Origin of the sequence: Paenibacillus silviterrae (assembly GCF_030167925.1) — a bacterium.
Lineage (GTDB): Bacteria > Bacillota > Bacilli > Paenibacillales > NBRC-103111 > Paenibacillus_G > Paenibacillus_G silviterrae.
On the sequence record NZ_JASKUT010000001.1, the window covers coordinates 663,272 to 689,387 of the forward strand.

General features: G+C 51.2%; 20 protein-coding genes and 1 riboswitch. Of the genes, 15 read left to right on the forward strand and 5 right to left on the reverse strand.

Features of this window, described 5'->3' with window-relative positions; all coding sequences use genetic code 11:
* The first annotated feature begins 32 nt into the window (after positions 1 to 32).
* The 4 genes from QMO62_RS02685 (at position 33) to QMO62_RS02700 (ending at position 6,208) form a co-directional block, all read left to right on the forward strand.
* The gene (locus tag QMO62_RS02685; RefSeq protein ID WP_284638577.1) at positions 33 to 2,432 is read left to right on the forward strand and encodes a helix-turn-helix domain-containing protein; all 2,400 of its coding nucleotides are present in this window, start codon (positions 33 to 35) and stop codon (positions 2,430 to 2,432) included.
* 221 nt (positions 2,433 to 2,653) lie between these two features.
* Positions 2,654 to 4,279 (forward strand): extracellular solute-binding protein, encoded by a 1,626-nt coding sequence (locus tag QMO62_RS02690; protein ID WP_284638578.1) that lies wholly within the window; start codon positions 2,654 to 2,656, stop codon positions 4,277 to 4,279.
* Between the two features lie 92 nt (positions 4,280 to 4,371).
* Positions 4,372 to 5,310, forward strand: a complete 939-nt coding sequence (locus QMO62_RS02695; RefSeq protein WP_284644839.1) for an ABC transporter permease — start codon at positions 4,372 to 4,374, stop codon at positions 5,308 to 5,310.
* 16 nt (positions 5,311 to 5,326) lie between these two features.
* Positions 5,327 to 6,208, forward strand: a complete 882-nt coding sequence (locus QMO62_RS02700; protein WP_284638579.1) for a carbohydrate ABC transporter permease — start codon at positions 5,327 to 5,329, stop codon at positions 6,206 to 6,208.
* Positions 6,209 to 6,390: 182 nt separating this feature from the next.
* On the opposite strand, the gene QMO62_RS02705 is transcribed toward QMO62_RS02700, so the two are convergent.
* Positions 6,391 to 8,547, reverse strand: coding sequence for a PAS domain-containing sensor histidine kinase (locus tag QMO62_RS02705; protein WP_284638580.1), 2,157 nt, complete (start codon positions 8,545 to 8,547; stop codon positions 6,391 to 6,393).
* 100 nt (positions 8,548 to 8,647) lie between these two features.
* A riboswitch (cyclic di-GMP riboswitch) is annotated at positions 8,648 to 8,732 on the reverse strand.
* Between the two features lie 208 nt (positions 8,733 to 8,940).
* Here QMO62_RS02705 and QMO62_RS02710 point away from each other — a divergent pair.
* The 4 genes from QMO62_RS02710 (at position 8,941) to trxB (ending at position 11,679) form a co-directional block, all read left to right on the forward strand.
* Positions 8,941 to 9,396, forward strand: a complete 456-nt coding sequence (locus tag QMO62_RS02710) for a hypothetical protein (protein WP_284638581.1) — start codon at positions 8,941 to 8,943, stop codon at positions 9,394 to 9,396.
* Between the two features lie 148 nt (positions 9,397 to 9,544).
* The gene (locus QMO62_RS02715) at positions 9,545 to 9,940 is read left to right on the forward strand and encodes a Fur family transcriptional regulator (RefSeq protein ID WP_284638582.1); all 396 of its coding nucleotides are present in this window, start codon (positions 9,545 to 9,547) and stop codon (positions 9,938 to 9,940) included.
* On the forward strand, positions 9,919 to 10,632 hold the full coding sequence (locus QMO62_RS02720) for a winged helix-turn-helix domain-containing protein (RefSeq protein ID WP_284638583.1): 714 nt from the start codon (positions 9,919 to 9,921) through the stop codon (positions 10,630 to 10,632). Before QMO62_RS02715 ends, QMO62_RS02720 begins: the two co-directional genes overlap by 22 nt.
* Before the next feature lie 96 nt (positions 10,633 to 10,728).
* Positions 10,729 to 11,679 carry a thioredoxin-disulfide reductase gene (trxB, locus tag QMO62_RS02725; RefSeq protein ID WP_284638584.1) on the forward strand — a complete coding sequence of 317 codons (951 nt, stop codon included), beginning with the start codon at positions 10,729 to 10,731 and terminating at the stop codon, positions 11,677 to 11,679.
* 58 nt (positions 11,680 to 11,737) lie between these two features.
* Here the strand turns inward: trxB and QMO62_RS02730 are convergent, their stop codons facing one another.
* A complete protein-coding gene (locus QMO62_RS02730; RefSeq protein WP_284638585.1) occupies positions 11,738 to 12,763 on the reverse strand; it encodes a Gfo/Idh/MocA family protein in 1,026 nt (341 codons plus the stop codon).
* Between the two features lie 41 nt (positions 12,764 to 12,804).
* Positions 12,805 to 13,422, reverse strand: coding sequence for an NUDIX hydrolase (locus QMO62_RS02735; RefSeq protein WP_284638586.1), 618 nt, complete (start codon positions 13,420 to 13,422; stop codon positions 12,805 to 12,807).
* 166 nt (positions 13,423 to 13,588) lie between these two features.
* On the opposite strand from QMO62_RS02735, the gene QMO62_RS02740 reads away from it, so the two are divergent.
* From QMO62_RS02740 to QMO62_RS02750, 3 genes are all read left to right on the forward strand, one after another.
* On the forward strand, positions 13,589 to 15,331 hold the full coding sequence (locus QMO62_RS02740) for an ABC transporter ATP-binding protein (protein WP_284638587.1): 1,743 nt from the start codon (positions 13,589 to 13,591) through the stop codon (positions 15,329 to 15,331).
* Positions 15,332 to 15,395: 64 nt separating this feature from the next.
* On the forward strand, positions 15,396 to 17,207 hold the full coding sequence (locus QMO62_RS02745; RefSeq protein ID WP_284644840.1) for an ABC transporter ATP-binding protein: 1,812 nt from the start codon (positions 15,396 to 15,398) through the stop codon (positions 17,205 to 17,207).
* A gap of 225 nt (positions 17,208 to 17,432) precedes the next feature.
* Positions 17,433 to 20,468 carry a glycoside hydrolase family 2 TIM barrel-domain containing protein gene (locus QMO62_RS02750; RefSeq protein ID WP_284638588.1) on the forward strand — a complete coding sequence of 1,012 codons (3,036 nt, stop codon included), beginning with the start codon at positions 17,433 to 17,435 and terminating at the stop codon, positions 20,466 to 20,468.
* Positions 20,469 to 20,634: 166 nt separating this feature from the next.
* Here QMO62_RS02750 and QMO62_RS02755 read toward each other — a convergent pair whose 3' ends face one another.
* On the reverse strand, positions 20,635 to 20,949 hold the full coding sequence (locus QMO62_RS02755; RefSeq protein WP_284638589.1) for a hypothetical protein: 315 nt from the start codon (positions 20,947 to 20,949) through the stop codon (positions 20,635 to 20,637).
* Positions 20,950 to 21,033: 84 nt separating this feature from the next.
* Between QMO62_RS02755 and QMO62_RS02760 the strand changes: the two genes are divergently transcribed.
* On the forward strand, positions 21,034 to 21,879 hold the full coding sequence (locus QMO62_RS02760; RefSeq protein ID WP_284638590.1) for a DUF3231 family protein: 846 nt from the start codon (positions 21,034 to 21,036) through the stop codon (positions 21,877 to 21,879).
* Positions 21,880 to 21,932: 53 nt separating this feature from the next.
* Here QMO62_RS02760 and QMO62_RS02765 read toward each other — a convergent pair whose 3' ends face one another.
* On the reverse strand, positions 21,933 to 23,021 hold the full coding sequence (locus QMO62_RS02765; RefSeq protein ID WP_284638591.1) for a branched-chain amino acid aminotransferase: 1,089 nt from the start codon (positions 23,019 to 23,021) through the stop codon (positions 21,933 to 21,935).
* 130 nt (positions 23,022 to 23,151) lie between these two features.
* Here QMO62_RS02765 and QMO62_RS02770 point away from each other — a divergent pair, with 130 nt between their 5' ends.
* The 3 genes from QMO62_RS02770 to map all read left to right on the forward strand — a co-directional run bounded on the left by QMO62_RS02770 (position 23,152) and on the right by map (position 26,115).
* On the forward strand, positions 23,152 to 24,087 hold the full coding sequence (locus QMO62_RS02770) for a LysR family transcriptional regulator (protein WP_284638592.1): 936 nt from the start codon (positions 23,152 to 23,154) through the stop codon (positions 24,085 to 24,087).
* Between the two features lie 114 nt (positions 24,088 to 24,201).
* Entirely contained in the window at positions 24,202 to 25,245 is a 1,044-nt protein-coding gene (locus QMO62_RS02775) for a rod shape-determining protein (RefSeq protein WP_284638593.1), read from the forward strand.
* Positions 25,246 to 25,368: 123 nt separating this feature from the next.
* A complete protein-coding gene (map, locus tag QMO62_RS02780; protein WP_284638594.1) occupies positions 25,369 to 26,115 on the forward strand; it encodes a type I methionyl aminopeptidase in 747 nt (248 codons plus the stop codon).
* The last annotated feature ends 1 nt before the right edge of the window (position 26,116 follow it).

Sequence of the window (26,116 nt, forward strand, 5' to 3'; positions counted from 1 at the left end):
TTCGAATCGGTACAAGGAACGGGAGGGGCTGTATGCTGAATAAATGGCGAATCGACCGTCGCAGCGTTCTTATGACCTGGCTTTTGTCCTACATGGCTGTTCTGCTGCTGCCCGTCTCGATGAGCGTCATTGTTTATTGGCAATCGAGCAACACCCTCGGGCAGGAGATTCATCAAGCGAACAATTCCCTTCTGCTTCAGGTCCGTGAAATGATGGACAATCAATTTGAATCGATGGAGCGGCTGAACCTCGAGCTGACGACGAACGTTAAGGTCCGCGAGCTGCTGCATTCCAATAAATATGAGAGATACCCCGCTGAGTATATGTACGATCTGTATCAGGTAACGAAGGATTTTTTGAATTACCAGACCTCCTACTCCTTAATTGACCTCTTTTACATTTATATCCCGGGCAAAGATACGCTGCTGCTGCCAGGGGTTTATCGACAATCCGAATTTGCCTATAAGCTCATCCACGAAAGCGCTGCCTTTCCTTATGCCAAATGGAAGGACATTGTTACGAGCAAAAATTTCAGGGGTTTTATTACCATGACTCGAGTGAAGGAGGACGGAAGCCGTAATAAATCGCTGGCGTTCGTAAGCACCCTTCCCCCGGAGAATAACGCTCCTGTAGGAACTAATGTCATTATGATTGACCAATCACGCATTCTTCGCTCGCTTCAGAACATGGAGCTCTTTAATAAGGGACATGTTCTGATATTAAATGAAATGAATCAAACGCTGGTATCTACCTCTGAGGAAGCTATTACGCTTGACCCTGCATTTGAGCAGGCGATGCTGGAGAATAACAGCTTTCTATGGAAGAAAGGCAATCAGCAATATGAGGTATCCTTTATCGAGTCTTCCAAGTCTAAGCTCAAATACGTTTCGCTGATTCCAAGCGATCTCTTCTGGGAAAAGGCCGAGCGGGTTCGGAGCCTGACGTATATGAGCATTGCGATCAGCTTGCTTGGCGGAATACTGCTTACCTCTTTTTTCGTAATGAAAAATTATTATCCCGTCCGCAGACTTGTTCACGCCTTGACAGGACGAATGGAGGTGCCGCGGCAGAGGAGCTTTAACGAATTCTCCTTCATACAGGAAGCGGTGGATCACACGCTTGTTGAGATGAACAGGATTATGCTGGAGCGGAAGCGGCAGCACCCGATATTGCGGAATAACTTTCTCCAGCGCTTGCTTAAGGGGAAGCTGGATGGTCAAATTCCGGTCGATGAGTCGCTGGCGGCATTCGATATTCGCCTGCGCTCCGACGATTTTGCCGTGATGATGATTTATACGTCCGATAGCGAACGTTTTCTGGAACGAGTCCCGGGCATGGCGGAGCCGGAAGGCACCAAGCTGATGCATTTTATTATGAAGAATGTGCTGGAAGAGCTGGTCAATGAACGGCATCTCGGTTACGTAGTGGAAATGGAAGAGATGCAGGCGTGCTTGATTAATCTCTCCGGCGAGCAGCAGGGGCAGGAACGGTTATCCGAGCTCCTGGACATTTGCAAAGCAGCACAGGCATTTCTGAGCAGCAAATACCACATTGGGGTTACCTTATCCGTAAGCCGTATTCACAAGGGGATTCACGAAATCGTGAATGCTTACCAAGAGGCGCTGGACGCCATGGAATACAAGCTGGTGATGGGCAGCGAAGAAATTTTATCCTACGAAGAGATTCACAAGATTACCTCTTCGGAAGATCCGGATGTTGTGTATTATTATCCGCTGCAGCTAGAGCAGCAGCTCATCAACTTCGTGAAGCTGGGCGATTTCCCAATGGCGCGTCAGACGTTGGAGGAAGTCATCCAGCGGAACCTGAGCGGGACGGTTCTATCGGTTACTATGGCTCGATGCCTTATTCTCAATCTGGCCAGCACGCTGATCAAAACGTTAAGTGAAATCGGCGACTCGCAGGATGCGCTGCTTCTGCAGAAGCTACACCACGTAGAGAAGCGTATCGAGCGGCTGACCTCTTGCGAAACGATGCAGGAGATGAAGGATCAATTGATAGCTTTTGTTGAGAAGGTGTGTGAATATACGCTGGCACGCCGCCAGCAGCATCTTCAACAATCGAAGCAGCGGGTCATGGAGGAGCGGATCTCGCAGATTCATGCATTTATTGAGGAGCATTACAAGGATCCGAACTTGAACATCTCAATGATCGGCGATCATTTTGAAATGAAGGCTGCCTATTTATCAAAGCTTTTCAAAGACCATACTGGAGAAGGCCTGCTCGAAACGATAAACCGGACGCGGATCGCTAAAGCCAAGAGGCTGATCACGGATCGGAATAAAAATGTCAGCGATGTTGCCGGCTGTGTGGGCTTTAACGATGTGAATGCTTTCATCCGGACGTTCAAGAAGTACGAAAGCATCACCCCGGGCAAATATAAGGAGCTTATGGAGAAAAAAGCCGCAGAATAGCGGTTTTTTTCGTATAGGGTGATCCTGAAAATATGCAAGATTGTCATTTTTAACGATGCGATTGTCACTTTTCAAGATCGGGGCAATCGATTTTGAAGATCGATTTGGATGAATTTACGATATTCAAAATGAAAGCGATATCATACACTTGGGGTACGAGAGATTCAGCTTCTCGGGCTTAGATAACCGGTATATCCGGATATAAAAGAGGAGGTCTTCCAATGAAGAAACCGAAGAAAATCGTTTCCGCACTAGTGGTAACAACGATGATGGGGACGGCAGTCATGGCTTGCTCCAGCCCAGCCCCACAGTCTTCCTCCGACAACAAGAATACACCGGCCCCGCAGGGGGGACCCACTACTTACCCCATGAAGACAGACAAAACATTAACGTATTGGATGGAGCTTCCGACGAATCTGACAGGCGTGAAGTCAACCCATGCGGATACGCCGTTCTTCCAAGAATGGCAGAAGAAAACGGGAGTACCTCTGAAATTTACAGCTCCGCCTGCCAATCAGGCTAAGGAAGCCTTGAACGTCATGCTGGCTTCGGGAGAGCTGCCGGATATGATTGAGTTCAACTTCCTCGATTTCCCAGGCGGACCCGAGAAGGCGATAAAGGACGGTTACATTCTGAAGCTGAACGACCTCATCGATAAGCATGCGCCGAACCTGAAGAAGTACTTAAAGGAGCATCCGGAGATCGATAAAATGATCAAAACGGACAACGGCAGCTACTATGCCTTCCCGTTCCTGCGGGGGGATGAGTCATTGATGGTGTACCAGGGACCGATCGTCCGGAAGGATTGGCTGGATGAGCTCGGTATTCCGATGCCGCAAACCATCGATGAGTGGACAGCCATGCTCAAGGCGTTTAAGGAAAAGAAAGGGGCTGCGGCGCCGTTTACGGTGAACAGCAAGCCGCGCGTGTTTAACGATTTCAATAACGGGCCTTTCATGGGGGCCTACGGCGTTACCCGAGGCTTCTATTTGGAGAACGGACAAATTAAATTCGGACCTCAAGAGAAGGGGTATAAGGAGTTCCTGGGGTTATTCCGCAGCTGGTATGCCGACGGGCTCCTCGATAAAAATATCGCCACCGTCGATATCAAGGCGTGGGATGCGAACATCGCTTCCGGTGCAACCGGAGCAACGGTGGGCAATGCCGGCGGCGGGATCGGCAAATGGCAGCCGCTTGTAGAAGCGAAGGATCCGAAGGGTCTGCTTGCAGCCGCTCCTTACCCGGTGCTGAAGAAGGGGGATACGCCGAAGTTCGGACAAAGAGACCAGCCGTTCTCTCCTGGCGGTATGGTGGCTGTGACAGCTACCTCCAAGAACGCCGAGCTGGCGGTAAAGCTGCTTGATTACGGCTATAGCCCGGAAGGTCATATGTTCTTTAACTTCGGTACCGAAGGAGTAAGCTACAAGCTGGAGAACGGCGAGCCGAAATATACCGATCTGCTGCTGAAAAATCCGGATAAGCTGGCTCCTGCACAAGCAATGTCCATGCATATCCGCGCGAACTACAACGGACCTTTCGTTCAAGATAAGCGTTACATTATGCAGTATCTCGCTTTGCCGAATCAGCGTGAAGCCATCGGGATTTGGAAAACGGACGTAGCGAAGCACCAGATGCCGCCGGTAACGCCAACTCCGGAGGAAAGCTCCGAGTATGCGAAAATCATGACCGATGTCAATACATTGGTCGATGAAATGACGCTGAAGATCATTCTCGGCACAGAGCCGCTGGATCAGTTTGAAAAGTATGTAGAGAAGCTCAAGTCGCTGAAGATTGACCGCGCCATTGAAATTCAGAAGGCCGCACTGGAGCGTTACAATAAACGCTAATGCCATTGCATGACGGAGGAGGGCGCAAGCCCTCCCAGTCAGTCAGGAGGAAGGAGGAGATGAGTGGAATGGCCAAATCCGCACAATTGGAAATGACCCGGGAGCTGACCGGATCCAAGCCGACCTTTGTCAGGCGATTGACGCGTGACTTTTTGCTGAATAAATACTTGTATCTCATGATGGTGCCGGTGCTCCTTTACTATGCTGTATTCCACTACGCTCCCATGTACGGCGCCGTCATTGCCTTTAAGGATTATACGCCGATGAAGGGGATTCTCGGCAGCGACTGGGTAGGACTCATGCATTTTAAAGATTTCTTCAACAGCTATTATTTCTGGCGCATTTTGAAGAATACCGTAGTCATCAGTGTGTATTCCTTGTTGTTTGAATTTCCTGCCCCGATCATACTTGCTATGCTGATTAACGAGGTTCGCCACCAGCTCTTTAAACGTGTGGTTCAAACGATTACGTATATGCCGTACTTCATCTCCCTGGTAGTCATTTGCGGGATGATTAAGGACTTTACGAACAGCGAAGGAATTATCAACACGTTCTTAACCTATCTGGGCTATGACGGAAAGGCGATGCTTCAGAAGCCGGAGCTGTTCCGTTCGATTTACATCATTTCTGAAATTTGGCAAAAAATCGGCTGGGAGTCGATCATTTATATTGCCGCGCTCATGGGTATCGATCAGGAGCAATACGAAGCGGCCCGTATGGACGGCGCAAGCAGATGGAAGCAAATGCTGCATATCACGCTGCCGGGCATTATGCCGACCATCGTCATCATGTTTATTTTGCGCATGGGCAACCTGTTGAATGTCGGGTTTGAGAAAATCATCCTGCTCTATAACCCGGTAACTTACGATACGGCCGATGTGATTTCTTCCTTCGTTTACCGTAAGGGTCTTTTGGAGTTTGGATGGAGCTACAGCTCAGCGGTAGGTTTGTTCAATTCCGTCATCAATCTCATTTTGCTCATCTCTGCGAACTATATCAGCCGCAAGGTGAACGAAAGCAGCTTATGGTGAGGAGGAGGAGGGGCTTATGACAACGGATAAGGGTCTGTTTGATCGTATATTTGATGTGATTATCTATAGCGTGCTGGGCGTACTGGTAATGGTGACTCTCTACCCGCTGCTGTATGTTGCCCTGGCGTCGATCAGTGACGCTACCCAGCTCGTAACTCACCGGGGCTTGCTTTTGAAGCCGCTTGGCTTTAGCCTGGAAGCTTATGTGAGCGTGTTCAAGAATCCGGGTATTCTCATCGGCTACAGAAATACGTTGTTCATCCTCGTGGCGGGGGTAACGATCAACCTGCTGATGACGGCGTTAGGAGCGTATGTGTTATCCAGAAAAAACGTCATGTGGAACAAAGCCTTTATATTCATTATCGTCTTCACGATGTTTTTTAATGGGGGCTTAATCCCGATCTATCTTATCGTCAAGAATGTAGGGCTGCTCGACACCCTGTGGTCGACAATCATTCCTTTTGCCATCAGCACTTTTAATCTGATTATTATGCGTACGGCCTTTATGGCTGTTCCCGAGAGCCTGGAGGAATCCGCCAAGATCGACGGGGCGAATCATTTTACGATCCTCTTCAAGATCATCATCCCGCTGTCCATGCCGGTGATTGCTGTGATGATCCTTTATTACGCAGTGGAAAAATGGAACGGCTGGTTCTACGCCTCGATCTTCATCAAGGATCGGGAATTATTCCCTCTCCAGCTGACGCTGCGTGAAATTTTGATTGCCAACTCTACGGACAGTATGACGCAGGGTGCGGATGCGGGCGACCGCTTCCAGATCGGGGAAACCATCAAATACGCTACCATTATGGTAGCCACGGTACCGATTCTGTGTGTATATCCGTTTGTGCAAAAATATTTTGTGAAAGGTGTTATGGTAGGGGCATTAAAGGGGTAAGTAAAAAGAGAAGAGGCTGTCCCATGGATGATGAGGGTCACTTCATCATCCCGGGGACAGCCTCTTTTATAACATCAGAATTTATAAGTATTGCGCGGAGCTCAATGATTTTGATGTTTCAAGAAAAGCTACCTTTTGGACACGAATGCACTACTTCGAAAGGGCTTCGGTAGAAGCTTTTCTTATTGTATTGGTAAGCGGATACGGACCGTCGTGCCTTGCCCCAGCTCACTGCTGATATCGATGTGTCCATGATGCGCCTCGATGATCTGGTAGCACACCATGAGCCCGAGACCGGTGCCTGACTCCTTCGTGGTGAAGAACGGGTCACCCAGCTTCGCCAAGAAGGACTCCGGAATGCCGCCGCCCTGGTCGGTGATCTGAATATCAATTTCGCCTTCCGAAATAGGACGAAGGAACACCGTGATAGTTCCCCCGCGGGGCATAGCTTCAATGGCATTTTTCAAAATATTAATAAAGACCTGCTTCAACTGATTCTCATCACAGTAAATGAGAGGGACCGCACCCTCCGAGTACATGACGATTTCGGTATTATGTAAAATAGCCTGTGAATTCATAAGGGCAACGATATGCTCCAAGGTTTCCACAAGGTTTTTCTTTTCAAAATGTGCCGTTTGCGGCTTGGCGATTTTCATAAACTCGGTCACAATTTCATTGATCCGGTCCAACTCGGAGAGCATAATCTCGTAATATTCCGGATGCCCCGAGGACTGGGAACGAAGCAGCTGGACGAAACCCTTCAGAGAAGTGAGCGGATTGCGAATTTCGTGCGCAATGCCCGCGGCCATTTGTCCGAGTGCCGACAGCTTATCCGAACGGCGAATAAGCTCTTCTGTTTTTTTACGCTCGGTAATATCCCTAAGCACGGTCTGAATGACCGGAATGCCAAGCACTACATCGATCATCGTACTTGAAGATTCGACTTCTCTTTCTTGACCGTCGAGCGAGACAAGCCGGTACTCCATGTAACCCGGATTGCTTTTTACGCTTAAGGCGGTTTCGAGCCGCTGCATGGCCTTGTGCGTATCCTCATCTTGCAAAAATTGAAATAAATGCGTACCGATCACATCGGAGCGCTGATTGGCTTGGAGCAGCCGAAGGCACGCTTCGTTCACATAAACGATGATGCCGCCGCTGTGCACGAGAATCGGTTCGGGAGACAGATCGAGAAGCTTCCGGTATCTTCGATCGCTTTCCCGTATGGCATTCTCGGCCCGCCTTCTCTCTGAAATATCCAGCACGGTTCCTATGGCCGCAGGTTTGCCGTTATATAAAGTTCCTTTCCCGCTCATTTCGAAGAAGATGGCGGAGCCGTCCCTTTTGACGCCTTCCGCTTGCAGATTCAGGTCCTTTGTACGCTTGGCGCTTATATTATTCAATTGCTCTCTAAGGAGCGGCCGGTACTTTTCTGCAAATAAGCTCAAGGGATGGATTCGGTTCATTTCGGCTACCGTATAACCGAACATCTCGGCCAGTCGGGGATTGATGTAGACGAAGCGTTCATCCTGATACATATAAACGCCTACCAATGCCTCCTCCACAAGGCTGCGATATTTTTCCTCGGCTTCCTGCAAAGCCAGCTCGGCTTTCTTGCGATCCGTTATATCCCGGCATATGAAAATAACAGACTTGATTTCTCCCGTCGCTTCCAAAATAGGAGAGCCCTTTGCATCATAAACAAGCCAATCTTCGCCATGTCTCATGCGAATTTCGGTGGAATGCGGCTTATTGTCGCGGAGGATGCTTTCATAGCATTCCATCACTTGCCCATATTCAACGGGATCAACGATTTCTTTTACATGAATCGACTGGTCGGAAGAAACCCCCATGGCTTGGCTTAAGGCTGGGGAGACGTAGGTGAAATTGCCTTGCAAATCGAGAACCAGAATACTATCCGTCATATGCTCCGTCATGAGACGAAGGTCATCCTTTGTTAATTCGAGATCTCTGGGCATGCGGGCTCTCTCGCTTAAGTCTTTGGTGATACAAATGAAGCCTGAGATTTTTCCTTGCGGGTCCCGCAGCACGGATAAATTGACCGAGACGGGAAAAAGGGTTCCTCGCTTGTCCTGCATCACCGTTTCGTACTCGTTGAACTGTCCGTTGGTTAATAAGGATTGATGAACAAGCTCCGTATCGGCCCAATGCCGCTCGGGCACCATGGGCATCCTTCGCCCAATGATCTCATGCTCCTCCCAGCCGTAGAGACGGGTAAATGCAGGGTTCACCTTAATGACAACGGCATGGACGTCGGTGATCATGGTAGCGTCTCCAAGTTGATTCAAGAAATCATAAATTTTGTGTATGAGACCGTTCATGTTATTAGGATCACCTCAGCTGGTAAGCAAAGCCTGGAAATGCCAAAAAGCTTGCCTGGGCATGAAAAGGCAAGCATATTCACGAAAGGAATATGATTACTTTGGCAACCCAACCGCCGTAGAGGTCGCTCTTTAGGCTTGAGGCTTTGCGTCCTTATCTTTCGATAAGTTTGCCTTTTTCCTGTTGTAATGATTTCACAACTAATTATAGCAATATGTTGTAATATTGCAATCATTTGTTTCTTGGTTTTGTGTCATTTATGTAAAAAGATGGAATATTTTTGCGGTGAACTCATTTTTTTAAAAAGATGAACATGGTTTGCACATAATTCGGTCATATGAATCGCTTACAATGGTAAAGGAAAACATGATCCAATGGGAGGGACCGGGACTTTGAATTCGATCGCGCATTCCGGCGGAACACGCCAATTTTCTGTTTCCGAAATTATGCAGGTGCCGGGCTTGGACATTTACGAGCAAATGGTTTGTATCGTATTAAGCACCTTTATACAGGAAGCCTCCGCTTCCATACCCGATATGAAAGAAATTGCGAGCCTTGGCAGGATGAGCTCAAGGGAGACGACGCAAGCACTCCAAAACCTTGTGGAACGGGGGATTTTGCCGCATAAGGTATTCCGTGAAATTGTCGGAGATTTTCGTGACAATCGGCTTAGCTGGGCAGCGAAAGGCTTGCTTGTCTTTATGGAGAAGCATCCCAAGATTGATTTGGACGAGCTGCTGGAGCTATCGGGCGATGATAAGATGACCATCCTTCAAAGCTTACGGGATTTGAAGGATTTCGGATATTTGGAGGAGGAGTGCAAGCGGCTTCTAGCGAGCGCAAGTTAATTTGTAGATTTTATCGTAGGATTCAGTTGGTTTCTTGCCGGTAGAGCAGGGAGCAGCTGAATCTTTTTTTGTTCCAAGACCCTGTTGACTTCCTCTTCATTTAGAGTTAAATTTAAACTAAGTATAAATAAATGAAAGGGGAGTCCGTATGACGCGCAAAGGTCTTCTTACTACACAGCGTAAAATGATTCTGGACATCATTTCAGATTCCCACGACCATCCGACCGCCGCCGATATCATTGAGCGCTTAAAAACCCGCGGTTTCCAAGTTGCTTACGCGACTGTATATAATTCCTTACGGTTCCTCACGGAAGAAGGATATGTTCGTGAGCTGAAGCTGGACGGCGATGCCAGCAGGTATGACGCCAGAATGGAGGATCATCAGCATATTCAGTGCACCTCCTGCGGAAGAGTGGATGAGGTGCTGACGGAGGCGCCGCGGGAATGGCTTGCCGCCATCGCAACGGAGACCGGATATAAGATGACGGGAGAGCACTTTTTATTCAAGGGGGTGTGTGCAGCATGCAGCCATACGAAGAACTAGAAGAGCAGCTCCCCGTTGAGGGCGCGTTTTGCGATACTACCAAGCGTATTGTGATCATCAGCCCGTATCCTGCCACTCTCCGCTCCTTGGTCCTGGCACTCACGGTACGCTGCTACGACGTGCTTCTGTTTCACAGTGAGCATGATCCGGTCCTATCCAAGCTGCAGGGAGATTTGCTGATCGTGGATCGAACGAAAGGGATCGTAGAGATTAGTCCGGCTCTGGCAGGGAATAGTCAAGCACAGCTTATTCTTGTTGACGGTGCGGGAGGAAAAGAGCTCAAGGGAGATGCCTTGCCTTGGCCATGTCCGGTAGATGTAGCGCTGGCGAAGATCGAAGAGCTTTCGACACAAAGTGAAAGCTTCCGTTTCTCCAAGGATACGGAGGAGCTGCGTTTCAAAGATATCGCCGTTGACCTGAAACGGATGATTGTGACCCGCGGCAGCGAACGGGTGGAGCTGACAAAAACGGAGTTTGATTTGCTGAAAGTGCTTTTGCAGGCTTCCGGCGGCGTTCTTTCCCGGCAAGAGCTGCTGGAACGCGTATGGGGAGAAGGTTATTTCGGGGGAAGCAATTCAGTCGACGTGCATATTAAGAGCTTGCGGCAGAAGCTGGCGGATGATCCTAGATCGCCGAAATATATCGTAACGGTTCGCGGCGTAGGTTATCGAATTACAGATGAATCTTCATGAAACCTTCATTCGCTCTTCATCATACCTTCATGCAGAAACTTGGCATGGATGGTATGATTTTTTTATATAGAGATGTGGCTTAAAGGAGGAATTCATATGTTGAAAACGGTCATTATCGGAACCGGCCCCGGTGGATTGACAGCGGCGATTTACTTGGCGAGAGCGGGATTAAGCCCGCTTGTAATTGAAGGACCCGAGCCAGGGGGACAATTAACGACGACAACAGAGGTAGAAAATTTCCCGGGCTTCCCTGACGGCATTATGGGGCCGGAGTTGATGGCGAATATGCGTAAACAGGCGGAGCGTTTCGGAGCGGAATTCCGCACGGGATGGGTCAACTCCGTCGACTTGTCCCAAAGGCCGTTCAAGCTGCAGGTGGAGGGGCAAGGCGAGATAGTAGCGGAATCGGTGATCGTATCGACGGGTGCATCAGCCAAATACCTCGGCATTCCGGGAGAAAAGGAAAACGTCGGCCGTGGGGTCAGCACCTGCGCGACATGCGACGGCTTCTTCTTCCGTAACAAGAGAATCATCGTGGTTGGGGGCGGAGACTCCGCGATGGAGGAAGCGAATTTCTTAAGCCGCTTCGGATCCGAGGTAGTCATCGTGAACCGCCGGAACGAGCTGCGGGCGTCGAAAATCATGCAGGAGCGCGCCCGTGAGAATACAAAGATCAAATGGAGCTTGAACCGCACTCCGCTTGAAGTGGTAGCCGGGGAGCGCGGCGTGACCGCCTTAAAGGTGCGAAATAATGAAACCGGCCAAGAGGAGCTTCTGGAAACGGACGGTATCTTCGTCGCTATCGGCCATACTCCGAATACCAAGTTTCTTGGCGGACAGCTGGAGACCGATGAGCTTGGTTATCTCATCGTGAAGCCGGGAAGCACGGAAACGAATATTCCGGGGGTCTTCGCCTGCGGCGACGTACAGGATCATAAGTACAGACAGGCAATTACGGCAGCGGGAACCGGCTGTATGGCTGCTCTTGAATGCGAGCGGTTCTTGGAGGAATCCCATGCAGCTGATCGGCAAACCGTACAAGCGTAACGGCTAAAATCATCAAGAAACGCTCCATCCGCGACCTATAGGATGGAGCGTTTCTCTATTAATGGAGTGTTACTTCCTTGCCTTGCTTAGCGGATTCATAGATGGCGTCCAATATTTTGATCATATCGACACCCTGCTCCGGGGTAAAGATCGGCTCTGCCTTACCTAATACGACATCGACAAAATGGTGAATATTGACCGTATGCCCGTTCGGATCCTTTGCAGGGAATACCGGCTCAACATTGCAGAGCACCCCTTCAATCTCGGTAAATAGCTTCACTTGGTCGTCGATTAATGAAAATCCGGACTTGGTTCCCCTAAGCTCCACAAAACGCTGATCCTCCTCGATATTGGATGCCCAGCTGAATTCGATCTGCAGGGTAGCGCCGTTATCGAATCGAATAAAGCCGGAGGCCAGATCCTCCACATCGAAGGTTCCTTCTTCGGATTCCGCTGCGAATTTGTTATAAGCAGCGCCGCTGACGGCTACCGGCTTAGGATTGCCCATGATCCAGATCGCCAGATCGATCATATGGACCCCAAGATCGATCAGCGGACCGCCGCCGGATAATGCTTTGGTCGTAAACCATCCCCCGCGTCCGGGAATGCCCCGTCTGCGGATCCAGCCGCAGCGTCCGGTATATATTTCGCCCATGTGGCCCTTATCGGCGTACGTTTTGAGGAACCGGGAAACGGCGCGGAACCGGTTGTTGCGCATAACCATGAGCACCTTGCCGCTTTGCTTCGCAGCGGCCGCCATTTTCTCAGCTTCCGCCGGATTGATCGCGTCGGGCTTCTCGCAGAACACATGCTTGCCTGCTTGAAGTGCGGCTATCGCTACCTCGGAGTGGAACAAGTTGGGCGTTCCGATGCCGATGACATCGATATCGTCGCGCTTTAACAGATCCCGATAGTCCGAATATACGGCCATAATCCCGAATTCGGTAGCAAACGCTTCTGCAAGCTGCTTGTTGGTGTCGCATACTGCAGCGATTTCGATTTCCGGGTGGGAGGACCATCCCGGCATGTGCGCATTTTTGACGATATTGCCTGTACCTACTAATCCCAGCTTGAGCTTGTTCATCTGTTCATCCTATCCTCTCTTTATGTAGACACTTGCTGTTATTAGTCCAGCATAATTTCCAGATCGGGGTTTCGTCCATACTCAAACATGCGTTTCACTTGAGCCAAAGTATTGCGTTCCAATGACAGCTCAGGAAGCTCGTCTTCGGCGAAGAACCCGACCTGAAGGGTCTCCATCCCTTCTTTGGCTTCGCCGCCGACAATTTCACATGAAATAAACATTTTGTATACATGGGAAGGCGCGGGCGGATGGTCGTGAAACTTTTTATCAAGCACAGCCAGCAGCCTTGTGGCCGCTACTTCCAGCCCGGCTTCCTCCCGAACCTCCTTGACCGCAACCTCCTTGGGCGAAAGTCCGATGTCCGCCCAGCCCCCGGGCAGTGCCCAAGCTCCGTCCAGCTTCTCACGGACGAGAAGCAGCTTCCCTTCCTGAAAAACAACGGCGCGGATATCCACCTTTGGGGTAGCATAGCCTTCCTCGAACGCGAAGAGGTTCCGGATCTTCTCCGTCTCCACTTCCGTATATTCGTGAAGGATTTCGGCACTCAAATCCCGGAGCATTTGGAATCGCTCCAAATCATACATATCCTTGGAGTAGGCAAGACCCGTTTGACCGATCGCTTGAATTTGCTTTGCCCATTCGAGCCACTTAAGCTGCATCCTCATCCCTCTCTCCTCATCATAATCAAATTATACGAAACTTAAGCGTGCATTCCAAATGGAGCGGTTGAACTGAATTTTTCCTAAGATAATGGTGACTTTTTGAAAAGATAGGAGTATGTTTAAGGAATAGGAAGGAAACCTGTCAGCATGGGAGGAGTGGCTGTTGCGATTTTTATTGAAGTATATGAAGAAGCATTGGAAGATGTTTTGCTTCGCCTTGTTGTTCCTTAGTATGGAAGCGGCAGCGGACTTGCTGATGCCTGCAATGATGGCCAAAATCATCGATGTGGGGGTAGCCGAGGGGCGAATGGATTATGTGCTGCGGACAGGCGGGTTTATGTTCCTGATAACTGCAGTTGGCGCCGTGGCTGCGTCGATGCGCAACATTTTTGCCAGCCGGGTGTCGCAAAGCTTCGGTATGGAGCTGAGAAGTGATTTGTTCAAAAAAATACAAACGCTTTCATTTCAGAACATAGACCATTTCGAACGGGCTTCGCTCATCACAAGGCTAACGAATGACGTATCGCAGGTGCAAAACTTTTTTAACGGACTGATGCGAATTTTCGTCAAGGCTCCATTGCTGTGCATAGGCAGCTTAATTATGGCTGTAAGACTTGATCCCCAGCTTTCGATTGTACTGCTTGTGGTTGTACCCGTAGTAGGCTTGCTGATTGCTCTGAATATGAAGGTGGGATATCCCCGCTTCGTCAGGGTACAGCAGGCGCTGGACCGCGTGAATGGAGTCATGAGGGAATACTTGTCGGGTGTACGTGTAGTGAAGGCATTCAATCGGTTCGATCATGAGGTCGACCGGTTTCAAGAGGTGAACAACGAATACCAGGGACGGTCCATTCAAGTGATGCGGGCCATGGCTATTTTTAACCCTGCGATCATGCTGTCCGTCAACTTCGGGATTATCGCCGTACTATGGTTAGGCAGCTTGTATGTCGACCGCGGGCAGCTTCAGGTCGGAACGATCATTGCGTTCGTCAACTACATGACGCAGATTTTGTTTGCCCTCATGGTGATCTCCATGGTATTCAATATGTTCGTTCGCGCCAGAGCGTCTGCAGAACGAATCGGCGAGGTGTTCATGCACGATAATACGATGACATGGAACGAGCATGCCCAATTGACGAAAGAGGACAGCCGGCGGGGCACTATTGAATTCGACCGCGTGACCTTCTCCTACGAGGGTGCTTCGGGCGAGCCTGTGCTGAGAAATATCAGCTTTCAATGCCGTAAGGGCGAAACGGTCGGCATTATCGGCTCCACAGGCTCCGGTAAAAGCACACTCGTCAGCTTGATTCCAAGGTTCTATGACACATTATCGGGAACGGTCAAGGTCGGCGGGGTGGATGTGAAGGAGCTGGATCCGAAAAAGCTTCGGGAGACCATTGCCATCGTCCCGCAAAAATCGGTGCTCTTCACGGGAACGGTCGCCGAGAATATTCGCTGGGGCAAGGAGGATGCAACCATGGAGGAGATCGAGCAGGCGTCCCGAATGGCCGAGGCTCATTCCTTTGTCACCTCGTTCCCGGAAGGCTATGAGACGGTTCTGGGCCAGCGGGGGGTTAATTTCTCCGGCGGACAGAAGCAGCGTCTTTCCATCGCACGCGCTTTGGTACGTAAGCCGGATATCCTGATCCTGGATGATTGCACCAGCGCCGTCGACGTGGCAACCGAAGCGAAGATCAAGGAAGCGCTGCGCACTTACGCCCGGGATGTAACCTGCTTGCTCATTGCCCAGCGGATTACTTCCGTTATGGATGCCGACAAGATCATCGTACTGGATGAAGGCTCGATCGTTGGGGTCGGTAAGCATCGGGAATTAATGCAAAGCTGCAAAGTGTATCAGGAAATTTTCCAGTCCCAAATCGGAAAAGAGGTGACCTCCGATGTCTAAACCTGGTAATTCCGCCAAAGACCAGTCGCCTCCGCCGGACGTTCCCTTCGCCCAGCGGCCGGGCATGCCGGGAGGCGGCTTCGGCGGTCCGCGCGCCCGCGGTCCTGTTGCCAAGCCCAAGCAGTTTACCGCTACGCTAAAGAGGCTGTGGTCCTACCTAGGACAGGAGCGCAAGCGGCTGTCGATCCTATTCATGTTTATCGCCGTGAGCGCCTGCCTAACGCTGCTGGGTCCCTATCTCATCGGGGTATCGATCGATGCCATGACAGCGGCGGATGGCAAGGTTGATTTCGGGCTGCTGGAAACGATGGTTCTTATTCTTACGTTAGCCTATGTCTCCGATGCGTTGCTCTCGTTTCTTCAAGGCTGGTTTATGGCCGGGGTGTCGCAGCGTGTAGTCAAAAGCTTGCGCCAGAGCTTGTTTGCCAAGCTGCAGAAGCTGCCATTGGCCTTTTTCGACAGCCGTAAGCATGGGGAGCTCATGAGCCGCCTGTCGAACGATATCGATAATGTAAGCAATACGATATCCCAAACGACGGTTCAACTGATGTCAGGGTCTATTGCTATCGCAGGATCGCTTATCATGATGCTGGTCTTAAGTCCGATATTGACGCTCGCTACACTGATCACGGTGCCGCTGGTCTACTTGCTGGCACGTACCATTACGCGGAAGACCGGCGTCATGTTCAAGGAGCAATCGGCGCAGCTCGGACGACTGAACGGGCATATCGAAGAGACGATCTCGGGGATCGAGGTAGTCAAGGCTTTCAATCAAGAGGAGAAAGCCATAGGGGAGTTCGATGACGTTAACAAACGGCTTTATGAGGTCGGCTTAAAAGCACAGATTTGGTCCGGGTTTTTGATGCCGCTATTAAGTGTAATTAATAACATCGGGTTCGCAGCCGTAGCCATCGTCGGGGCTGTGCTCGCCTTGAAGGGACATATTACGGTAGGCGTCATCGCAAGCTTTCTAAGCTATTCCCGGCAGTTCGTCAGGCCGCTTAACGAATTGGCGAACACCTTTAATATTCTTCAATCCGGCGTAGCCGGTGCGGAACGCGTGTTCGAGGTGCTCGATGAGAAGGAGGAGCCCGCGGATCCGCCGGGTGCGGTAGAGCTTCGCGATGTGAAAGGCCGGGTCACCTTCGAGGACGTCAGCTTCGGCTACCGCGCGGATGTGCCGATTCTGAAGGAGGTCAGCTTTAGTTCCGAGGAAGGCAGCAGCACTGCGTTGGTTGGCCCGACCGGCGCGGGGAAAACGACTATAGTGAATTTGTTGACCCGTTTCTACGATGTTACGGGAGGGCGCATTCTCATAGACGGCAGGGATATTAAAGAATACACACGAGACAGCTTGCGGAGATGCTTCGGTATCGTGCTGCAGGACACCTATCTGTTCTCCGGGACAATCCGGGATAACATCAAGTACGGCAAGCCGGATGCTACGGATGAGGAGATGCTGGAGGCGGCAGCGGCGGCGAATGCCGATGCTTTCATCCGGCGGTTGCCTAATCAATACGACACCCTGTTGTCTGAGAATGGCGGCAATCTTAGTCAGGGGCAGCGGCAGCTGCTTGCGATCGCAAGGGTGATTCTGGCGAAGCCGTCGATATTGATTCTGGATGAAGCGACGAGCAGCATCGATACGCGAACCGAGCTCCACATTCAGGATGCCCTGTTGAACATCATGCGGGGGCGAACCAGCTTCATCATAGCGCATCGCCTCAACACGATACGGGACGCGGACACGATCATGGTCATCGACCGCGGGAATATCGTCGAAAGAGGCAGTCACGAGGCGCTGTTGGAGGAAGAGGGCACATATCACCGGATGTTCACAGGACAATTCAAGAATCTGCAAGAAGTTATGGAATAGGGATGGGAAAAGACCGCTGCGGCGGTCTTTTTCTTTCTGCATCGGCAGACGCGGTGTTCCCTCCCGAATAAAGGAGCCCGTGGTCGCAGAGACGATGAGGAGGGTGTCCCGGGTCATATGAATATTGTCATATCAAGCATAATATTATTTGATATCCTCCGAAAACAAGAGAAGTTATAATCAAAATATACTCATACCAATCCATATCGGGAGCTGATCATAGCTATGATTTCTGTGACGAAGCATTGGGAAAATCCAAGTGTCCTTCAGGTCAATCGGCAGCAGCCGAGGGCGTATTATATTCCCTACGGCGATGCCGTTCACGCGAACGCTAGGAAGCGCGGAAGATCGCCCTTTTACCGAACGTTGAACGGCAGTTGGAAATTTCAGTACCATTCCAGCGTGAAGCAAGTAGAGGATGGCTTTTTCGAGGAGCATGCCGATGTAAGCGAATGGGACGACCTCATCGTTCCTTCTTGTTGGCAAACGAACGGGTACGATCAGCTGCATTACACGAATGTCAACTATCCGATTCCGTGCGACCCTCCTTACGTTCCCGATGCCAATCCGGCCGGGTTGTATGTAAGAGATTTTCACGTGTCCAGCCGCTGGGATCACAAGGACAAGTACATCGTGTTCGAAGGAGTAAACTCCTGCTTTTACCTTTGGGTGAACGGAGCCTATGTAGGCTATAGCCAAGGCAGCCGCGTGCCTGCAGAGTTCCAGCTGACCCCCTATCTTCGCAGCGGCCGCAACCGTATTGCTGTGATGGTGCTGAAATGGTGCGACGGTACTTACATGGAGGATCAGGATTTGTGGAGGTTCTCGGGAATTTTTCGGGATGTCTATCTCCTGGCACGGGATACCGTGCACATCAGAGACACCTTCAATAAAGTGGAGCTCTCCGATGATTATCTCCAGGCAACGTTGACATCTGAGATTGAAACGACGGGACTTACGGAGGTTCGCGCTGAGCTAAAGGATGCCGAGGGACGGCTCGTCGGCGAAAGTGTTGCTTCGATTAACGGAAGGGGAGCCCTCCGCTTTACACTGGGGAACCCGGTACTCTGGAATGCGGAGAAGCCCTACTTGTATCAATTGTACCTTTATAGCGGGGAAGAGGTGGTCGCTTTCCCTGTAGGCATCCGAAAGGTCGATATCAAGGACGGTGTGTTCCGGATTAATGGACAGCCGATTAAACTCAAGGGCGTCAATCGCCACGATTCCCATCCGGAGCTTGGGCAAACGATCCCGGTCAATCACATGCTGAAAGATTTGCACCTAATGAAGCAGCACAATGTGAACACGATTCGGACCTCGCACTACCCGAATGATCCGCGCTTTCTGGAGCTTTGTAATGAGATCGGCTTCTACGTGATTGACGAGGCGGATCTGGAGGCTCATGGCATGGGGAGTGCCGAGCACTGGGCGGAAGGCGCCTTCCATAAGCTCTCCGCCAACACGGCATGGGAAGCGGCGTTCGTGGAACGTGCCGAACGCATGGTGGAGCGTGACAAGAATCATCCATGCGTGATCATCTGGTCCATGGGTAATGAATCGGGCTACGACGTGAATCATATTGCGATGGCCGAGTGGACGCGGCGCAGAGATCCATCCCGACCGGTTCATTATGAGGGAGCGGCTCCGCATTATAAAGGAAATACGAATCTGGAAAGTCTCGACATGGAAAGCCGGATGTATTCATCCGTCCAATACATTGAGGAATACGCCAAGAACGATGCCAATACGAAGCCGCTTTTTCTCTGCGAATACAGCCATGCGATGGGTAACGGCCCGGGAGATTTGAAGGATTATTGGGACGTAATCTACCAATATCCGAAGCTGATGGGCGGCTGCGTCTGGGAGTGGATTGATCACGGAATCAAAACCGAAACGGCTGACGGAACGCCGTTCTTCGCCTACGGCGGTGATTTCGGCGATAAGCCGAATGACGGCAATTTCTGTATCGACGGGCTGGTCACTCCGGACCGGAAGCCGCATGTCGGACTTCTGGAGCTCAAGAAGGTTATTGCTCCGGTACGTGTGGAAGCCGTGGATCTCCTAAACGGCAAATTCATGGTGACAAACCTGTATGATTTCATCGATCTGTCGCATCTTACCGGAAGCTGGAAGCTGGAAAAAGACGGCAAAGTGGTGCAGCAGGGACAGCTGAAGCCGCTGACTACAGCTCCTCGGCAAAAGGAGAGCATTGTTATTCCATATACGACTACAGCGGATACGGGACGCTACTTCGTAACGATTACATTCCGTACGCTGGAGGAAACCGCATGGGCAGGCGTCGGACATGAAATTACCTTCGAGCAGTTTGAGCTGCCTTCCGCAAATGCAGTCAAAGCACAAGAGGTCGTTAGGGAAGGAGAATCACCGATCAACACGTCGCAGCATGGACATGTGCTCCGAGTGGAGGGCTTTGATTTCCGTCATGCATTTGATCTGTACGACGGCACCTTCATCAGCATTTCTAAGCATGACGTCGAAATGCTGCAGGCTCCCGCGAAGTTTGCGATTTGGCGGGCTCCGACGGATAACGACCGCAACGTCAAAAATCAGTGGGTAAAGGAAGGCTACGACCGGGCTGAAATGAAGGTATACAGCTGCAGCTGGACTCAAACGTCCGACAGCTTGGTAGAAATTACGGTAAGCTTCTCGCTCGGCGGATATATCCGATATCCTCTGATGCATGGAGAAGCCAAGTGGAGCATTGACGGGACGGGGCGCATTGCGCTGGAAGCTCGCATGAAAATAAGAGAAGGATTGGTGCATCTTCCTCGCTTTGGTCTGCAGCTGATCATGCCTAAAGGAGCGGAGGAGGTCGAATATTTCGGCTACGGTCCGCATGAGAGCTATATCGACAAGCGTCAGAGCTCGCGCAAGGGCAAATACTTGCTTTCGGTCGATGAAATGTTCGAGAATTACATTATGCCGCAGGAGAACGGCTCTCGTTACGGCACCGAATGGGCTATCGTTTCGAATGAACTCGGAATGGGTCTTCGGTTCTCCGTGCCGGCAGGCGGCGAGTTTTCGTTTAACGCGGCACACTATACCCCTGAGGATTTAACAGCAGCTTCGCATGATTACAAGCTGCGCAAACGCAAGGAGACCGTCGTTCATCTCGATTACAAGATGGGCGGGGTCGGCTCGAATTCCTGCGGACCGGAGCTGCTGCCGCAGTACCGTTTGGACGAGAAGGAATTTACCTTTGCCCTAACCGTGGACCCTATATTTAAAGAAGACGAATAAAGCCGCTACCAAACAAGCCGCCTCGGAACACACCGGGACGGCTTGTTTTATAACATTAGAATTTATAAGTTTTGAGCGGAGCTCAAGGATTCTGATGTTTCAAGAAAAGCTTCCTCTTGAACACGAATGTACATCCCCGAGAGGGCTTCGATAGAAGCTTTAATTATTATGACTCGCTTTGCTTGCGAATCAATAGATCGCGAGCTCGGGTAAACTCTTCCTCCGCAACCTTGACGCCCATGTGCTCGTTCATCGCTTTTGCCATTTCCAAGATGGCGTCAGGCTGCCGGGAGTAGACCTTCGTGTCTGCACCTTCTCCTTCAATGATGAGTCTCTCCGGATCCTCCAGCCTCTCCTGAATCGACTGAAGCCAATGGTCGGACTGCCGGGCTTGCTCGCAATGAATCGTATAATAATCGGAATTATAAAGCCGTTCGTCCTGAACATCAATCGTGATGCTGCCTAGGGTGATTCTACTCATGCATGCACGCTCCTTTCGCAGAAATTCGTTCACTCTAGCTTGACCGCCTAAAACCCCAAATATGTAAACCTGCCAGGCCATGTTATGCTGCGAGCAGCAACGATTGCATTCATATTTAAAAATGAGCGATTCCCTATTCCCATCGGATTTACGGACAAGGATGTCAACGTCGGAGCACCCCGGCTTTTTTCCGATACCTTTATGCTGGTGTATCTCCGAAACGTAGCCAAGCAAGGGCTCTCTCTGTATGCAATGGCTTTAGCCGTCTCTGCCCGGACCGATGTCAGAGTGTATTTCTCCGAATGCTTAGCCTCCGTCACGGAGCTATACAATAAGGCAGCCGGTTTTCTGCTTTCCAAGGGATTGTATATTCGCTCCCCCTACCTCCCGACACCGGAAAGTGCGGAATATGTACAGAAGGAAAGCTTCTTGAACGGATTCTTCGGTGACAAGCGACCGCTCAATGCATTGGAAATCAGCCATTTCTATTCAGATATTCAGACCAACGCTCTAGGCAAGGCACTCATCACCGGCTTTGCCCAAACGGCGCAATCCGCTGAGGTAAAGCAATATTTTCTGCGGGGAAAGGATTTGGCTCAAAAGCAGTTGGAGGTCTTTTCATCATGCTTGAAGGATGACGATCTTCTGGCTCCTATGACCTGGGATTCCGATGTGTTGGATTCCACGGAGCCTCCGTTCTCCGATAAACTGATGCTTTTTCATATCACCGGTTTGAATACGGCGGGAGTGCAGAATTATGGAGCGGCCATCTCTGTATCCATGCGAAGAGATGTGGTTGCGGCTTACACACGTCTGATGACTGAAATCTTAACGTATGCGGAGGATGGGGCGAAGCTGCTGATCGATAACGGTTGGATGGAAAAAACGCCAGGTACGGTGGACCGTGACGCTCTGGCGGTGAAGGGCTAACAATAAAGGCAGGCATAGACGCGGGATATCGCGTCATATGCCTGCCTTTTCTGTTATACCAGCGCTTCTTTGACTTCAACGGTCCAGCCGAACGGATCCGGCGTGGAGCCTTTCTGAATGCCTGTCAGTGTGTCGTACAGCTTGCCGGACAGCTCGCCGGTCTGCCCGTCGCGGATCGTCAGCTTGTCGTCGCGCCAGTTCAGCTCGCCGATCGGAGAGATAACGGCCGCGGTACCCGTACCGAAGGCTTCCTCGAGGCTGCCGTTCCGGCCTGCTTCATAGATTTCCTCAATGGAGATGGTACGCTCCTCCACCGGGATGTTCCAATGCTTCAGCAGCTGAATGATGGATTTGCGGGTGATTCCGTTAAGAATACTGCCGTTCAAGGCAGGAGTATGCACTACACCGTTGATTTTGAAGAATACGTTCATACTGCCGACTTCCTCAATATACTTGCGATGGACACCGTCAAGCCAGAGTACCTGGGAATAACCCTTTTCTGTAGCTCCTTCCTGAGCTTTCAAGCCTGCCGCGTAGTTGCCGGCCGTTTTGGCTTCGCCGACACCGCCCTTCACGGCGCGGACATAGTCGGATTCCACGTAGATTTTGACCGGATTGAGGCCTTCCGCATAATAGGCTCCTACAGGCGACATGATGATCATGAACTTGTAGTGAGTGGACGGAGCGACGCCGAGCGCCGGTTGGGTTGCGATAATGTAAGGCCGAATATAAAGCGATGTTCCGGGCGCGGAGGGAACCCAGTCCTGATCGACAAGCACCAGCTGTTTCAGAGCTTCAAGAGCCAGGCTTTCATCCAGGTGAGGAATGCTCAAACGCTCATTCGAACGGTTCAAGCGCTGAAAGTTCTGCTCCGGACGGAACAGCAGGATGCGGCCGTCTTCCGTTCTATAAGCTTTCAATCCTTCAAAAATCGTTTGTCCGTAGTGGAATACCTTCGCGGCGGGATCCAGCGTAATCGGCTGGTAAGGAACGATACGGGCATCGTGCCAGCCGCGTTCCGTAGAGTAATCAAGGATGAACATGTGATCCGTGTAATAAATGCCGAAGCCCAGCTGATTCTCGTTAGGCTTCTCTTTCTTGTGAAGCGTGCGCTGAATTTGGATTGGTGCAGCTTGTGCCATAGGGACCGTCTCTCCTTATAGTAAAATAGTCTATGAATTGAATGCTATCACTTCTTGGGGTATATTAAAAATATCTATTTGATGTGTTCATCATACCTTTTAGGTATGGAAGTGAATGGGGGCAAGCCGGATGGATTTTCGCCAGTTAAAATATTTTTTGACCATCGCCCAGGAGGGGCAAATTACCCGTGCCGCGAAGCTGTTGAACATGGAGCAGCCTCCCCTTAGCAGACAGCTGAAGCTCATGGAGGAGGAGCTTGGCGTACGCTTGTTCGACCGCGACGGCAAGCGTCTCAAGCTGACCGATGCGGGTGAGCTTCTGCGTGTCAAGGCCGAAACGCTGCTGCTGCAATTCGACGAGACGATTCGCGAGGTGAAGGAGCGGGAGGAGAGCGTGCAGGGGATGCTGTCCATCGGCTCGGTCGTATCCTGCATTTCCTTACTGCCGGAGCGCATTCAACGGTTCAGGGAACGGTATCCGCAGGTACGGTACAAAATCGTGGAGGGAGATCACTTCTTTCTCGGCGAGCTCTTGGACAAGCGCAGCATCGAGCTGGTGGTGGCCAGGCTGCCCTTCGAGGCGTTGTCGGCTTCAAGTCAATACGGCGTGCTGCCGCTGCCCTCGGATCCGCTAGTGGTAGTTATCCCCAGCGGGTGGGAGGAATATGCCGATGTGTCGGCGATCCCGATGAGGGAAATTGCCCGGTTCCCCTTTCTCACATTAAAGACCGACAAAACGACGCGAATGCATGAGCAGGTGGTAAACGAGTGCCGCCGTCATGGCTTTGAGCCGACGATCGTTTGCGAATGCTCAAGCGTAGCTATCATTATTTCCCTTATAGCCGGCGGAATTGGCGCAACCGTTTTTCCGAAGTCGGTCATGTCCTCCTTTCCGATGGATGTCGTGCGCATTCTGGAGATTGAGGATGTCGAAATGAAGTCCGAGGTAGGTATTTTATGGCTCAAGGATCGGTATTTGTCGAGAAGCGCGCAGCAATTTATCGATAGCTTTCGCGAATCTTCTCCCGAAAAGCCGGACGAGCCCTTCGACCGCGGACAGCGGTAATATCAGGCATTTCTTACCTTGTCCCCTTAAAACCGGGGTATCGACAGAATAGTATAGGATACCCAGTACCGCTTTAGGCAGTAGGAAAAAGGGAGCAAGGGAGGAATCCGAAGCGTGTTGAAGCGTTGGGAGACGATTTATGGAATTGATTTGGGTACCTGTAACACCGTTATTTATGAGAGGGACAAAGGCATCGTGCTGCACGAGCCGTCCGTTGTCGCCTATCGTCAGGACACTCAGGAAATATTGGCTGTAGGCGCGTCTGCACAAGCGATGATCGGACGGGCTCCGAACCATGTGGAAATCGCTTACCCTCTGATGAATGGGGTGATCGCCAATTTTGATTTGGCGAGCAGCATGCTGAAGCACTTTGTGCAAAAGCTTCAGGGGCGAGGTCTGTTTCGGCGCAGCTCCAAAGTTTATATATCGGTGCCCTGCGGCATCACGAATGTGCAGCGTAGAGCCGTAGAGGAGACTCTGATGCAAAAGGGAATGCACAAGCCGGTTGCCGTTGAGGAGCCGCTGGCCGCAGCACTTGGAGCGCAGCTGCCGATCGACGAGCCGGTCGGACATTTGGTTGTCGATATCGGCGGCGGGACAAGCCAGGTGGCCATTATCTCGCTCGGAGGCATTGTCGCCAGCCACACCATTCCGCGGGCAGGCATGTCCATTGACAGGGACATTATGGATTACGTGAAACGAAAGTATAACATGCAGATCGGAGAACGTACGGCGGAGACGATTAAAATGCAGGTCGGTTCGGCTACGCTCTCCACCGAGGAGCGCTCTATTGAGATCCGGGGCCGCGATCTGGTGGCCGGGCTTCCTCGATCGCTGCGCATCAGCTCGAAAGAAATCTTCTCTGTAATCGACGATTTTTTGGGCTCTCTCGTTGAGGCTATACGCGCCACTCTTGATCAGTGCCCTCCGGAGCTGGCCGGCGATATGGTGGAGCAGGGCATTTTGCTATGCGGGGGAGGCGCCCTGCTGGAGGGAATTGACGAGCGCATCCGCAAGGAGACCGGCGTGCCGGTCATGATCGCGGAGAAGCCGCTAGAGTGTACGGCGCTCGGCACCGGTGTTCTGCTCGAAGCGGCCTTGGGGATGCGCCGAAGCGCGAAAGCTGCCTTGAAGCAGCCGGTTCAAGCGGCGGAATAGTGGGAGGAGGGCAGCCTTCTGCTATAGGAGTCCTGTGGAACATGTGCGGGTGCGGATACATCTTTTGCCCTCCGGTTGTGGTAAAATAAGTTTATACCTATACGTATTGGAGTGGTGCGAAAGATGACAGTCGGCTCGGAGAGAGATATTGAAGCCTTGAAGGAAATCGGCAGAATCGTTGCTCTGGCAGTGAAGGAAATGAAGCGCAGTGCCAGGGTGGGCATGACCACGAAGGAGCTCGACGAGATCGGCGGGCGCGTTCTGCAAAGCCATGGGGCAGTGTCCGCGCCGAAGAAAATATATGATTTTCCCGGTCACACTTGTATCAGCATTAATGAAGAGGTTGCTCACGGGATTCCGGGCAGCCGGATCATTCAACCGGGAGATCTTGTGAATATCGACGTATGCGCCGAAAAGGACGGTTATGTGGCCGATACCGGCCATTCGTTCCAAATGCCTCCGTTCACACCGGAGCTGGTTCGGCTGTGCGATTATACCCATGAGACGATGATGAAGGTCATCTCTTCCTTGAAGCATGGCGTACGCCTGAACGAGGTGGGCCGCATCATTGAGACGGAGGCGGCTAAAGGCGGCTTCAAGGTCATTCGCAATCTATGCAGCCACGGCGTCGGAAAAGCGATTCACGAAGCGCCCTCCGAGATTTGGCCAGTGTATAACAAGCATGACAAGCGGATGCTGAAGGAGGGTCAGGTCATTACGATCGAGCCGTTCCTGTCCACGGGTGCAGAATTCGTTGTGGAGCAGCCGGACGGCTGGACGCTGAGCGTAACGGATCGCAGCTTTACGGCGCAGCATGAGCATACGATCATCATTACGAAGCAAGAGCCGATCATCGTAACGGTAGCTTAGC